Origin of the sequence: Cellulomonas endophytica (assembly GCF_004123805.1) — a bacterium.
Classification (GTDB): Bacteria; Actinomycetota; Actinomycetes; order Actinomycetales; family Cellulomonadaceae; genus Cellulomonas; species Cellulomonas endophytica.
In genome coordinates, this window is sequence record NZ_RWJX01000001.1 from 75,675 (window position 1) to 88,516 (window position 12,842).

Below are 12,842 nucleotides of genomic sequence, written 5' to 3' on the forward strand. Positions count from 1 at the left end.
GGCCTGGCGGAGCTCGGCGGGGTCAGACGAGCGAGCGCTCGTGCGCGAGGTGCAGCACGGCCGCGGCGAGGGCCCCCAGCCCGCGCTCGACGTCCGCGGCCGAGACGTCCTCGTCGGGGTGGTGGCTGATGCCGTCGGGGTTGCGCAGGAACAGCATCCCCACGTCCGTGAGGCGCCCCACCGCCATGGCGTCGTGCCCGGCCCGCGAGAAGAGGGCGGGGCTCTCTCCCTGCCCGCCGGCGGCGATGCCCGCGTGCAGCACGTCCTGGAAGAGCGGGCCGCAGCGGACCGCCGGGGCGTCGTGCACGGCGGTGGCGGACCACGTCAGCCCGCGCCGCCCCGTGAGGGCGTCGAGCTCGCCGCCGATGCGCGCCCACGTGGCGTCCCGCGTCTCGTCGAGCTCCCCGCGCAGGTCGAGGGTGAGGCGGACCTCGCCGGGCACCACGTTGACCGCGCCGGGGAAGGCCTCCAGGCGACCCACGGTGCCGACCACGTGGTGCTCCTCGCGGCAGATGCGCTCCACGGCGAGCACGGCCTCGCTCGCGCCGACGAGCGCGTCCCGCCGGCGGTCGTAGGGCGTGCCGCCGGCGTGCCGGGCCTCGCCCACCACGGCGATCTCCCACCGGCGGGCGGCGGCGATGGAGGTGACGACGCCGAGCGCCTCGCCGGCCCCGTCGAGCTCGGGGCCCTGCTCGATGTGCGCCTCGAGGTACCCGACGAGGTCCGCGGGCCGGCGGGCCGCCTCCCCCACCCGGGCCGGGTCGAGGCCGAAGGCGGTGAAGGCCTCGCGCAGGCTCACCCCGTCGGCGTCGCGCAGGTCCCACCACGCGGGGTCCCACACGCCCGCGAGCGCCGAGGACCCGAGCAGGGCCTTGCCGAACCGCGCGCCCTCCTCGTCCCAGAAGGCGACGACGTCGAGCCCGAAGGGCCACGTGCGCACGCGGGGCCCGAGCAGGCGCACCACCTCCACGGCCATGAGGACGCCGACGATGCCGTCGTAGCGGCCCGCGTCCCGCACGGTGTCGAGGTGGGAGCCGAGCAGGAGGACCGGCGCGTCCGGGTCGCGCCCCGGCAGGTGGCCGACGAGGTTGCCCGCCGCGTCCTGCGCCGTGGCCATCCCCGCCTCGCGCAGCCACCGCTCCGCCAGCCGGTTGGCGCGCGCGTGCTCCGGCGAGAGGTAGACGCGCTCGATGCCGCCGCTCATCGACGACAGGCGCGCGAGCTCGTCGCAGCGGGCCATGACGCGCGCCGTCGCTGCGGCGAGCGCGCCCGGGGGCAGGCCGAGGCCGTCGGTGCGGCTGCCGGCGCGGGGGCCGGTGGGGGTGCCGGTGCTCACGCCGCGTACGCCTCCAGGGCCGCGTCGACCCCGCCGCCGGCCGGCACCCGGACGCCGCCGCGGCGCAGGGTCTGCTCCAGGGCGGCGAGGGTGAGCAGCACCGCGTCGCGCCGGGCGTTGTAGCCCATGGTGCCGATGCGCCACACGCGTCCGTGCAGGGGCCCGAAGGAGGTGCCGATCTCGATGCCGTAGTCCGCCAGCATCGCGGCGCGGCCCGCGTCGCCGTCCACGCCCGCGGGGATGTGCACGGCCACGACGTTGTGCATCTTGTGCGCGACGTCCCCGAACACCTCCAGGCCCAGGCCGCGCACGCCGGCGAGCATCGCGCGCCCGTGCAGGGCGTGCCGGTCGATGACCGCCTGGCGCCCCTCCTCGAGCAGGATGCGGGCGCACTCGCGGGCGGCGTAGAGCATGCTCGTCGCCTCCGTGTGGTGGTTGAGCCGCCGCGGGCCCCAGTAGTCGAGGATCATCCCGAGGTCGAAGTAGTTCGACCGGACCGGGTCGTCGGTGTCGGGGTCGCCCTCGACGCGGAGGCCCTCCTCGACCCGGCTGCGGGCGCGCACGACCGCCACGGCGCGCTCGGACAGGGTGATCGGCGCGCTCCCCGACGGGCCCGCCAGGCACTTCTGCAGCCCGGCGGTCGCGGCGTCGATCCCCCAGGCGTCCGCCTCGAAGGGGTTGCCGCCGAGGGAGGCGGTCGCGTCCGTGTAGAGCAGCGCCCCGTGCCGGGCGCAGATCGCCCCGAGCTCCTCCAGGGGCTGGTTCATCGTCGTGGAGGTGTCCCCCTGCACCACGGCGACGAGGTGCGGGCGCACCCGCCGCACCGCCTCCTCGACGACCGACGCGGGGAACACCTCGCCCCAGGGGACCTCGATCGTGTGCACCTCGGCCTGGGCGCGCCGGGCGATCTCGACGAGGAGGTGGCCGAACCGCCCGAAGACGGGGACCAGCACCCGCTGCCCGGGGCGGACGAGGGAGACCAGCGCCGCCTCGATGCCGGCGCGGGACGTGCCGTCGACGAGGACCGTGGCCTCGTTCCGGGTCGCCCACACGCCCCGGTACAGCTCCATGGTGTCGTTCATGTACCCCGTCATGACGGGGTCGTACTGCCCGACCAGCGGGGTGGACAGCGCGCGGAGCACCCGGGGGTCCGCGTCGATGGGACCCGGCCCCATGAGGAGGCGGGCGGGCGGGTCGACCGGTGCGGTCACGGGTGTCCTCCGGGGGGAGCGGGCCTGTCGGTGGTGGGGGGTGCGTCAGGGGCGGGCTCGGGGACCACCGGGGGCAGCGGCCCGGCGGTGGCCGCGCCGGCGACGAGGAGCCGGGCGCGCCGCACGAGCGCGAGGTCGGTCCCGGCGGCGCCGACGAGGCACACGCCCACGGGTGCGGGGCCGAGCGGCGACGGCACGACGAGCGCGGGGACCGACAGCGCGGGCAGCCCGGCGACGCCGGCCAGGGCGGTGGTGCGCAGGGTCGCCGCCCGGACGGCCTCCGTCGTCGCGGCGTCCGCGGAGCGGGACGGCGCCGGGCCGGGGGTGGTGGGCAGCACGAGCAGCACGTCCTCGCCGAGCAGCGCCCGCAGCCGGGACCGCCGCTCCGCGAGCGCGGCGCGGGCCGCCGTCTCCTCCTCGGCGCCGACCTGCGACCCGGCCGCGAGCCGCGCCGACACCGCGGCGCCGAGCGCACCGGGGTGCGCGGTCGCCCAGGCCCCGTGCACGCGCCAGGCCTCGGCGCCCTGCACCGCCCGGAACGCCTCGAGCCAGGCGCCGAGGTCGCCGACGGACACGCCGTCGACGCCCACCTCCGGGTGCCGGTCCGCGACGTCGGAGAGCCAGTCCTCGAAGGCGCTGCGCACGTCGGGCTCGGCGAGCGCGAGCGCCTCGAGCGGCACGAGGAGCCGGCGCGGGAGGCCGACGGCCGGCCCCTCGTCGTCCCCCGCATCCCCGTCGTCCCCGTCCCCCGCGGCGCCACCAGGCCCGCCGGCCCCGTCCTCCACCGCGCCGTCGAGGCACCAGCGCACGACCGCCTCGAGGGTCGCGCCGTCCCGGGTGAGCCAGCCGACGGTGTCGAAGGAGGGCGCGAGCGGGACCAGGCCCTGCCGCGGCACGAGGCCGTGCGTCGTCCGCAGCCCCCACAGGCCCTGGTAGGAGGCGGGCACGCGGATGGAGCCGGCGGTGTCGGTCGCCAGCCCGACGTCGGCCTGCCCGGTCGCGACCGCCGTCGCGGGTCCCGACGAGGAGCCGCCGGGCAGCGCCCCCGGGAGCGCTCCGTTCGCCGGGGTGCCGTGGTGCGGGTTCGCGCCGGCGATGCTGAACGCGAGCTCGTCGGTGCGCGCGAGGCCGCGCAGGGACGCGCCGCCCCGCAGGAGGTCGAGCACGGCGGGGGCGTGGTCCCGCTCGCGCCGGGCCTCGCGCAGCCACGTGGGGTTCCCGGCGCCGACGCGGTAGCCCTTCACGGCGAAGAGGTCCTTGACCGCCACCCGGAGCCCGACGAGGGGCCCCTCCCACGCGCCCTGGTAGAGCGGGTCGCCGACCGTGCGCCACACGGAGCTGTCGAGGGCGCGCGTCCGGCCGGTGACGTGCGCGGCGGTGACGCGCCACGCGCCGTCCTCGCCACGGGCCCACACCTGGGTCTGCAGGCCGCTGCCGCCGCCGGCGAAGCGGGAGACCGAGACGAGCAGCCAGACGTCCTGCGTCAGCCGGCGGGCCTCGACGCGCGCCAGCCGCCGGGGGGCGACCCCGCCGCGGCCGCCGCGGAACGTGGAGATCGCGCGGTGCCCGACGAGGAGCCCGTCGCCGTCCCCGCGCAGCGTCGCCGGGCCCGGGGCGAAGGCGTCGTCGAGCGCGGCCAGGTCGTCGGCGGCGAGCGCCCGCTCGTACGCGGCCAGGGCCGCGAGCAGGTCGGCCGGCGCGGCCTCGCCCGTGACGGGGTCGACGACCTCGTCGGGCACGCCGCCCGGGGTCCCGTCGCTCATGCGGCACCCCCGACGGTGGCCGAGCCGCCCGGCGCGCCCGAGCCGTCCGGCGCGCCCGAGCCGTGCAGGGCGCCCGGGGCGCCGACGGTGCCGTCGGGCCGCAGCACGGGGGGCGGCTCCTCCCCCGGGCCGACGCCCGCGAAGTCGGCGAGGCGGATCCGGGCGTGCACGCCCGTGACGACGTCGACGACCTGCGAGACGTCGAAGTCGGTGGCCGCGCTGAGGTAGGCGTAGGCCAGGTGCTCCGCCATGCCGTAGCGCGCGCCCAGCAGCCGCAGGGCGGCCCGGACGCACCGGCGCAGCGCCTCGTCGAGGTCGACGTCGAGCCCCGTCGGGACGAGGTGCTCCGGCGTGCGCAGCACGGGCCCGTCGAGCTCCCCCAGCGCCGTCAGGGCCTGCGCCCGCGGGACGACGTCGACGCGCAGCCGCACGCGCAGGGACGCCTCGAGGGCCGTGAGCGCGACCTCGCCGTCGCCCTGCGCGAAGTGCGGGTCGCCGACGTAGAGCCCCGCGCCCTCCACCTGCACCGGCAGGTAGACCGCCGTGCCGGCCACGAGGAGGTTGACGTCGATGTTGCCGCCGTGCGGGCCCGGGGGCACGGAGTGCGGCCGCTCGTCGTCGGCGACCGCGACCCCGACGATCCCGAGGAAGGGGGCCAGCGGGAACGCCACGACGCGCTCGCCCCCGTCGACGAGCGGCAGCGCCCCGACGAGGGCGCCGTCCGCGCGCCGCAGCACGGGCGTGAAGACGCTGACGGAGCGCTCGCCGCGGGGGAGCTCGTCGGGCAGCGCGCCACGCCGGTGCCGGTTCGAGACGACGCCGTAGGGCACGCGCGGGACCGTCTCGAGCACCGTGACGGCGAGGAGGTCGCCCGGGTGGGCGCCGGCGACGTGGACCGGGCCCGTGACGACGTGCGGGCCGTCGTGGTCCGGGTCGCGGGACAGGCCCGCCGCGACCGCCACCGCGTCGTCGAGCACGTTGTCGGCGGGCACCCCCTGGGCGCCGAACCACGCGCGCGGGTCGCCGCCCTGGTCCTCGAGCAGCCCCTCGTGGCTCAGGGTGTCGACGACGAGCTCGTCGCCGGCCCGCAGGTGGGCCACGGGCGCGTCGACCGCGCAGGGCAGGCGCCCCCACAGCACCGTCCGGGGGCCGGAGGCGAGGTAGGCGACCCCCTCGGGGACGCCGGCACCCGGCTGCAGGACGGGTAGGCCCGGGTCGACGAGCGCCGGCCGCGCCGCGGCGCTCACGCGGCCACCTGGCCCGCGGCCGTGCCCGTGCCCGCCACCGTGCCCGCCACCGTGCCCGCCGCCGTGACGGACGCCGCTTTGCCCGCCACGCGGGGGCGCCGCGATGATGCGCCCGTGACGACCCGCCGCGACCCCGCCCGCCTGCACCTCGTGCTCATGCTCACGCTCACCTTCACCACGGGCGTCGTCGACGCGGTCGGGTACCTGGGCCTGGACCGGGTGTTCACGGCGAACATGACCGGCAACGTGGTCATCCTCGGCATGGCGCTCGCCGGCGCCGACGACCTGCCCGTGCTCGGGCCGGCGCTCGCGCTCGGGGGCTTCCTGCTCGGCGCCGCCCTCGGCGGGCGGGTGCTCGCGCGGACGGCGCCCGGCTGGGGCACGCGCTCGACGAGCACCTTCGCCGCCACGGGCGTGCTGGCCCTCGGGCTCGGCGCCGGGGCGCTCGCGGCGCCGCCCGAGGAGGGCACGGGCTGGGCCTTCGCGCTCACCACGGTGCTGGCCACCGCGATGGGGCTCCAGGCGGCGGCCGCCCGCAAGCTCGCCGTCAAGGACGTCACCACCGTCGTCGTCACCTCCACGCTCACGGGGCTCGCGGCCGACTCCCGGCTCGCGGGCGGCAGCGGCGAGGGCTGGGCCCGCCGCGGGCTCGCCGTCGTGCTCATCCTGCTCGGTGCCGGGGTCGGCGCGCTGGCGCTCCGCCTGCTCGGCGACGGGACCGGCATCGGTGCGGGGCTCGTGCTCGCCGGGGTCGTCACGCTCGTCGCCGCGCTCGTCGGGCACCGGTGGGCGCACGCGCGGCGCGTCGCCGCCTGAGCGCGCCCCTCACGCACCGGGCGGCACCGGCAGGAGCGGCGGGAGCGGCACCGGCAGGAGGGTGCGGCCCGCGGGCGTGCCGACGACCCGGCCGTCCTCGACCACGGGCACGCCGCGCAGCCACACGGCCCGGACCCGCCCGTGCAGGGCCCGCCCGTGGTACGGCGTGACGGGGTTGCGGTGCTCGAGCCGCGCGGCGTCGACGACCTGCGTCTCGTCGGGCGCGAACGCGACGAGGTGCGCCGGCGCGCCCGGCGCGATCTCCCCGAGCCCCGCCAGCCCGGCCACGGCCGCGGGTCCCGTGGTGAACGCCGGCACGAGGGCCTCGAGCGGGACGCCGCGGCGACGGGCCTCGTCGGCGACGACCGTCCACCCGAGCTGGAGCCCGGCGATCCCGCCCCACGAGGCGCCGAAGTCGCCCCCCGCCACGTGCTTGAGGTCGGCCGTCGCCGGCGAGTGGTCGGAGACGACCGCGTCGATCGTGCCGTCGAGCAGGCCCTCCCACAGCGCGTCGGCGTTCGCCGTCCCACGGATGGGCGGGCAGCACTTGTACTCCGTGGCGGCGTCGGGCACGTCCTCCGCGTGCAGGACGAGGTAGTGCGGGCACGTCTCGACGGTGATCGGCAGGCCCTCGGCGCGGGCGGCGCGCAGCAGGGGCAGCGTGCCGGCGTCCGAGAGGTGGAGCACGTGCGCCCGGGCCCCCGTGCGGCGCACGCCCTCGACCACGCCCTCCACCGCCGAGCGCTCCGAGGCCGGCGGGCGCGAGGCGAGGAAGTCCGCGTACCGGGTCCCCAGGCGCCCGTCCGCCGGGGCCGCGGCCAGGGCCTCGGGGTCCTCCGCGTGCACGACGAGCACCGACCCCAGCGCCGCCACCTCCGCGAGCGCGGCCCGCAGGCCGGCGGCGTCGAGGTGGCCGAACTCGTCCACCCCGCTGGGGGCGAGGAACGCCTTGAAGCCCCGCACGCCCGCCCGGTGCAGGGGCGCGAGCGCCCCGAGGTTCTCCGGCACGGCGCCGCCCCAGAAGGCGACGTCGACGGCGAGCCGGCCCGCCGTCGCCGCGAGCTTCGCGGCGAGGGCGTCCGGCGTCGTCGTCGGGGGGATGCTGTTGAGCGGCATGTCGACGAGCGTGGTGACGCCGCCGGCCGCGGCGGCCCGCGTCGCCGACGCGAAGCCCTCCCAGTGCGTCCGGCCCGGCTCGTTGACGTGGACGTGGCTGTCCACGAGGCCGGGCAGGAGCACCGCGTCGTCGGGGAGGTCGACGAGGGAGGCGGCGGCGCCGTCCGCGAGGGGCGCGTCCCACGGCGCGAGGGCGAGGACGCGGCCCTCGGCGACGTGCACCTGGGCGGGCCGGAACGCCCCGTCGACCCAGGCGCGGCGCGCCCGGACGACGAGGCCCTCCGGGTGCGGTCCCCCGCCCGCGTCGTCGGGCCTCGTCGGGCCCTGCACCGCCGAGCTCTCCGTCGTCGTCATCGCGCCACCCTCCGTCGTGACCCGCCCTGGCCTGCGGGCCGGCGGGCCCACCGTCGCACCTCGCCCCCGGTCGGCGCACCGACCGGGGGCAGGGGTCCTGCGATCCTCCCTGCGGGGTGCGTCACACCCGCGCGTGCTGCCGCTGCGCGGGCCGCTCCCCCGCAGGGACCGGCGCCGGCGCCCGCACCTCGAAGCCGGCGAGCAGCCCGGCCATCGCCTTCGGCGGGGGCGGGGCGTACTCCCCGCGCGTGCTCGACCGCGCCCCGAGGGTCACGAGCCCCTGGACGAGGACCGTCGCCGCGGCCACCCCGTCGAGGACGGGCACGCCGACCCGGTCGCTGAGGTCCGCGCACAGGTCCGCCATGCCGGCGCACCCGAGCACGACCGCGTCCGCGCCGTCCTCGTCCACGGCCCGCCGGCAGTGCTCCGCGACGCGGTCGCGCGCCCCGGACGCCGGGTCCTCCAGGGCGAGCACGGGGATCTCGCACGCGCGCACCCCGGTGCAGGCGGCGGCGAAGCCGTAGCGGTCCACGAGCTCGCGGGCGCGGCCCGTCGTGCGGCCGAGCGTCGTGACGATGCCGAAGCGGCGCGCGACCATCGTCGCCGCGTGCATGGCGGCCTGCGCGATGCCGAGCACGGGACCGCGGGCGAGCTCGCGCGCGGCGTCCAGGCCCGGGTCGCCGAAGCACGCCACCACGTACCCGTCGACGCCCTCGGCCTCGCCGAGCGCGACCTGCTCGAGCAGGCCCGGCACCGCCAGCGCCTCCTCGTAGTGGCTCTCGATCGACGCCGGCCCCATGGTCGGCTGCACCGCGTCGACGAGCGTCCCGGGCCCCGCCACCCCCCGGGCGGCCCGACCCACGAGGTCGGTCATCGCCCGGGTGGTGTTCGGGTTGATCACGCGCAGGTGCACGTCAGACCGACTTCCCGTCCACCGACGCGGCGGTCGGCGCCGCCGTGGCCGCGACCGTGACGGCGTCCGGCGCGGCGCCGTCCGACACGTGAGGGTCGTCCGCGTCGAGCACCGGGATCTGCGGGTTGAGGCGCTCGAGGAGCACCATGACCGCGAAGCCCAGGCCGCAGCCGATGAACCAGCTGTAGCTGGCGACCCACGTCACGTCCGGCCCGCCCAGGTCGGCGAACGTCTTCGGCAGCACCGCGGAGGCGATGGACACCGCGCCCGCCACCAGCGTGGTCGCCACCGCGTTGCGGTTGTAGCCGCGGGTGAACCAGTAGCGGCCCGTCGGCGCCATCGTGAACATGTCGTCCACGTGCACCCGCTGGCGCCCGATGACGTAGTACCCGGCGATGAGGATGCCGAAGAGCGGGCCGATGAGGGCGCCGAGCACGCCCAGCGTGTAGTGGATGGCGTCGTCGTTCGCGTACCAGTTCCACGGCGTCAGCACCACGGAGCCGACCGCCGCGATCATGCCGCCCATGCGCCACGAGATGCGCTGGGGGCTGACGTTCGAGAAGTCGAACGCGGGCGAGATGAAGTTGGCGACGATGTTGATGCCGACGGTGGCCGTGACGAACGTCAGGCCGCCGAGCAGGATCGCGAAGGGCGTGTCGATCGCCTGCACGGTGTGGATCGGGTCGGTGATGAGCTCGCCGAACACGGGCACGGTCGCCGAGGCGCAGACGACCGTGAGCAGCGAGAAGAAGAGGAAGTTCACCGGCAGGCCGAGGAGGTTGCCGCGCTTGACCGCGTCGAAGGAGCGGCCGTAGCGGGCGAAGTCGCCGAAGTTCAGCATGGGCCCGGAGAAGTACGAGACCACGAGGGCGATCGCCGACAGCATCACCGGGATGGACGCGCCGAAGGACATCGCGGGGCCGGTCGAGAGGTTGAGGGAGATGTTCGACCACCCGGCCTCGGAGACGAGGTAGACCGCCATGAGGATCATGACGACGTACACCGCCGGCCCCGCCCAGTCGATGAACTTCCGGATGGTCTCCATGCCCGTCCAGAACAGCGCGGCCTGGGCGACCCAGAGGATGGCGTAGGAGATCCAGCCCAGCGTCGACAGCCCGAGGAACGAGGTCTCCAGGAGCGCCGCCGAGCCCGGCAGGAACTTGAGGAAGACGATGTTCAGCGCCTCGGCGGCGAGGAAGGTCTGCACGCCGTACCAGGCCACCGCGATGAGGCCGCGGATGACCGCCGGGATGTTCGCGCCGAGCACCCCGAAGATCGCGCGGTTGATGACGGGGTACGGCACGCCGGTGCGCTGGCTGGGCTTGGCGACGAGGTTGCAGAACACCTGGACGATGCAGATGCCCACCACGAGCGCGACGAGGACCTGCCAGGACGCGATGCCGAGGGCGAAGAGGCTGCCCGCCGTGACGTAGCCGCCGACGCTGTGCACGTCGGACATCCAGAACGCGAAGATGTTGTACGACGACCAGCGCTGGTGGCGCAGGGGCGCCAGGTCCTCGTTCGTCAGGCGCGGGTCGTAGGTCGCCTTGATCTCGCCGGCGCCGACGGGCATGCCGGCGGCCTCGACGAGGTCGCCGCCCGACGCGCCGGTCGCGGCGGTGCCGACCGTGCCGGTCGACCAGGTGGTGGACGTGCCGCCGACGGCGGCGGGGCCTTGCGTGGGAGCGGTCATGCCGGACCTCGCACTCGGGGGTGGGGTGGGCGGAGCGGGACGCGGGGGGACGCGCGGGCGGGTGCCGGCGGTCCCGGGCGGGGTGCCGCGGGTCACCCTGGTGCCCCCGGCCGAGGGCACCTACGGTGGCCGCGACGGGGCCGCGGGGGACGGGGCGGTTGGCGTCCGCCCGTCGGGCGTGAATCTATGACTTCACAACACTGCGCCGGTTTCGGTCGTGTGAACTCTGGGGGTCGGTCGTGGGTCGCGGTCCCGGCGCACGCCCCGGGCCACCCCGCGGCGGCGAGGATCGCGGTCGAGGACGCACGCGCGGAGGGACGGTGACGAGGGTGTCGGGCACGGGCACGGGGACGGGCACGGGCACGGGCACGGCGGCGGGCGGGACGTCCGGGCCGGCCCCCGACGCCCTCGTGGTCGCGGAGCAGGGCCTCGACGGGTTCGACGCCGAGCTGCTCGGGGCGCGGCTCCGGGAGCTGCGCGAGGCCGCCGGGCTCACCGTCCGCGCGCTGGGCGGGCGGCTCGGCATCTCGGCCAGCGCGGTGTCGCAGATCGAGCGGGGGGTGCTCCGGCCCTCGGTGAACCGGCTGTTCGCGCTCGTCACGGCCCTCGACGCGTCGCTCGTCGACGTGCTCGGCCCCGCGACGGGCGCGCTCGTCCTCCCCGCCGACGTCCCCGCCGGCGGGGCGTCCGCCGCCGCGGGCGACGCGGGCCTGCTCGACGCGGGCCACGCCGTCGTCCGCCGGGCCGTCGAGCAGCCCGCCGTCACCCTCTCGGGCGGCGTCACCTTCCGCCGCCTGTCCCCCGGCGCCGTCCGGGACGTCGACTTCTTCGAGTCCACCTACCCCCCGGGCGCCACGGGCGGCGGCGCCGACGAGCTCACCGCCCACCACGGGTACGAGATCGGCACGGTCACCGCGGGCGAGCTCACGGTCGACCTGCCGGAGGAGCGCGTCGTGCTGCGCGCGGGCGACTCCATCTCCTACGCCTGCACGACGCCGCACCGCCTGAGCAACCGCGGCGCCCGGACCGCCGTGGCGACGTGGCTCATCGTCCACCCGGGACGCGGCCGCACCGGCGCAGAGGCCGGCACCCCCACCCGCCCTGGGCCCGGCCCTGGGTCCGGCCCTGGGTCCGGCCCTGGGTCCGGCACCGAGAGCAGCACCGAGAGCAGCACCGAGAGGAGCCCCGGATGAGGGTGACCGCGTTCGACGCCCTGCCCGAGCCCGAGGCCCGCGCGGTCGTCGACGTCTGGGCGCACGTGCCGCGCTGGGTGGACGCGGTCGTCGCCGGGCGGCCCTACGGGGACCTCGCGGCGGTGCGCGCGGCCGCGGACGCGCTCGCCCGGGGGTGGGACGGCGACGACCTGGCCGCCGCGCTCGAGCGGCACCCGCGGATCGGGCAGCGCGCTCAGGGCGAGGGGGACGAGGCCCGCGCCTCCCGCCGCGAGCAGGCCGCCGTCGCCGGCGCCGATCCGGCCGTGACGGACGCGATCGCCGAGGGCAACGCCGCCTACGAGCAGCGCTTCGGCCGGGTCTTCCTCGTGCGCGCCGCCGGCCGCACGCCGCAGGAGATCCTGTCCCTCCTCGAGCGGCGGCTCGTCGCCGACCCGGACGACGAGGTCCGCGAGGCGCTGGACCAGCTGCGCGAGATCGCGCTCCTGCGCCTGGAGGGTGCCCTCGACGACGGGGCCGCCGCGCCCCCGGCCGGGTCGCCGGCGCCCCCGCCCGCCCCGGCCGTGAGCCACGTGACGACGCACGTCCTCGACACCGCGCGCGGGCGCCCGGCCGTGGGCGTGCCGGTCCGCCTCCTGGGGCCGGACGGCACCGTGCTCGGCAGCGGCGCCACCGACGCCGACGGCCGGGTGCGCTCCCTCGGGCCCGCCGCGCTCGGCCCCGGCACGCACACCCTCGTCTTCGGCACCGGGGCCTGGTACGCCGCCCTCGACGTCGACACGTTCTACCCCGAGGTGACCGTCGCGTTCGCCGTCGTCGCCCCCGCGGACGGCGGCCCCGCGCACCTGCACGTCCCGCTGCTGCTCAGCCCCTACGCCTTCTCCACCTACCGCGGCAGCTGAGCCGGTCGCGGTCGCTGGGGCCGACGGTCGGGGACGCCCGGCCCCGGCCCGTCGCCAGGTGGGTGCGCAGGCCCGTCTCCGGGTGCGGGCGCGCCCCGCCGGTGCCACGCTCGAGGGCATGAGCACGCAGCCCGAGGACCCGACGCCCACCACCACGAACGACGACCCGGACGGCGACCCGGGGATGCTGAACCCGCGCACGGGCGGGGCGGCGTCCGGCGAGGTCTCCGACGCGTCCGGCGACCCCGACGCCGACCCGGACCAGCTGAACCCGCGCGGCGCCTGAGACGCCGCGACCGTGCCGGTCCGACCACGGGCC

The 12,842-nt window shown here is 77.7% G+C and carries 11 protein-coding genes and 1 pseudogene; 5 read left to right on the forward strand and 7 right to left on the reverse strand.

What is annotated here, in order from left to right; translation table 11 throughout:
• Positions 1-22: 22 nt before the first annotated feature.
• The 4 genes from EJA20_RS00315 to EJA20_RS00330 are packed head-to-tail and all read right to left on the reverse strand — an operon-like array spanning position 23 to position 5,557.
• A complete protein-coding gene (locus tag EJA20_RS00315) occupies positions 23-1,336 on the reverse strand; it encodes an allantoate amidohydrolase (protein ID WP_240674819.1) in 1,314 nt (437 codons plus the stop codon).
• Complete coding sequence (locus EJA20_RS00320; RefSeq protein WP_129336250.1) at positions 1,333-2,511, reverse strand: pyridoxal-phosphate-dependent aminotransferase family protein; 1,179 nt, start codon at positions 2,509-2,511, stop codon at positions 1,333-1,335. The genes EJA20_RS00315 and EJA20_RS00320 overlap by 4 nt, the downstream gene beginning before the upstream one ends.
• A gap of 32 nt (positions 2,512-2,543) precedes the next feature.
• Positions 2,544-4,310 (reverse strand): AtzH-like domain-containing protein, encoded by a 1,767-nt coding sequence (locus tag EJA20_RS00325; protein ID WP_129336186.1) that lies wholly within the window; start codon positions 4,308-4,310, stop codon positions 2,544-2,546.
• Entirely contained in the window at positions 4,307-5,557 is a 1,251-nt protein-coding gene (locus tag EJA20_RS00330) for an acetamidase/formamidase family protein (protein ID WP_129336187.1), read from the reverse strand. The genes EJA20_RS00325 and EJA20_RS00330 overlap by 4 nt, the downstream gene beginning before the upstream one ends.
• A gap of 156 nt (positions 5,558-5,713) precedes the next feature.
• On the opposite strand from EJA20_RS00330, the gene EJA20_RS00335 reads away from it, so the two are divergent.
• Entirely contained in the window at positions 5,714-6,373 is a 660-nt protein-coding gene (locus EJA20_RS00335; protein WP_129336251.1) for a YoaK family protein, read from the forward strand.
• Positions 6,374-6,382: 9 nt separating this feature from the next.
• Here EJA20_RS00335 and allB read toward each other — a convergent pair whose 3' ends face one another.
• The 3 genes from allB to EJA20_RS00350 all read right to left on the reverse strand — a co-directional run bounded on the left by allB (position 6,383) and on the right by EJA20_RS00350 (position 10,449).
• Positions 6,383-7,843: an allantoinase AllB gene (gene allB, locus EJA20_RS00340; RefSeq protein WP_129336188.1), complete on the reverse strand. Its 1,461-nt coding sequence runs from the start codon at positions 7,841-7,843 to the stop codon at positions 6,383-6,385.
• 121 nt (positions 7,844-7,964) lie between these two features.
• On the reverse strand, positions 7,965-8,756 hold the full coding sequence (locus tag EJA20_RS00345; RefSeq protein WP_129336189.1) for an aspartate/glutamate racemase family protein: 792 nt from the start codon (positions 8,754-8,756) through the stop codon (positions 7,965-7,967).
• A 1-nt stretch (position 8,757) separates the two neighbouring features.
• Positions 8,758-10,449: an NCS1 family nucleobase:cation symporter-1 gene (locus EJA20_RS00350; RefSeq protein ID WP_129336190.1), complete on the reverse strand. Its 1,692-nt coding sequence runs from the start codon at positions 10,447-10,449 to the stop codon at positions 8,758-8,760.
• Positions 10,450-10,778: 329 nt separating this feature from the next.
• Here EJA20_RS00350 and EJA20_RS00355 point away from each other — a divergent pair, with 329 nt between their 5' ends.
• The 4 genes and pseudogenes from EJA20_RS00355 (at position 10,779) to EJA20_RS18525 (ending at position 12,809) form a co-directional block, all read left to right on the forward strand.
• The gene (locus tag EJA20_RS00355) at positions 10,779-11,642 is read left to right on the forward strand and encodes a helix-turn-helix domain-containing protein (protein ID WP_205687282.1); all 864 of its coding nucleotides are present in this window, start codon (positions 10,779-10,781) and stop codon (positions 11,640-11,642) included.
• Positions 11,639-12,112: pseudogene (uraD, locus tag EJA20_RS18955) on the forward strand (2-oxo-4-hydroxy-4-carboxy-5-ureidoimidazoline decarboxylase); the annotation flags it as partial. The gene EJA20_RS00355 and the pseudogene uraD, both read left to right, overlap by 4 nt.
• A 72-nt stretch (positions 12,113-12,184) precedes the next feature.
• Positions 12,185-12,523 carry a hydroxyisourate hydrolase gene (gene uraH / locus EJA20_RS18960; RefSeq protein ID WP_205687287.1) on the forward strand — a complete coding sequence of 113 codons (339 nt, stop codon included), beginning with the start codon at positions 12,185-12,187 and terminating at the stop codon, positions 12,521-12,523.
• A 118-nt stretch (positions 12,524-12,641) separates the two neighbouring features.
• Positions 12,642-12,809, forward strand: a complete 168-nt coding sequence (locus tag EJA20_RS18525) for a hypothetical protein (protein ID WP_164983776.1) — start codon at positions 12,642-12,644, stop codon at positions 12,807-12,809.
• The last annotated feature ends 33 nt before the right edge of the window (positions 12,810-12,842 follow it).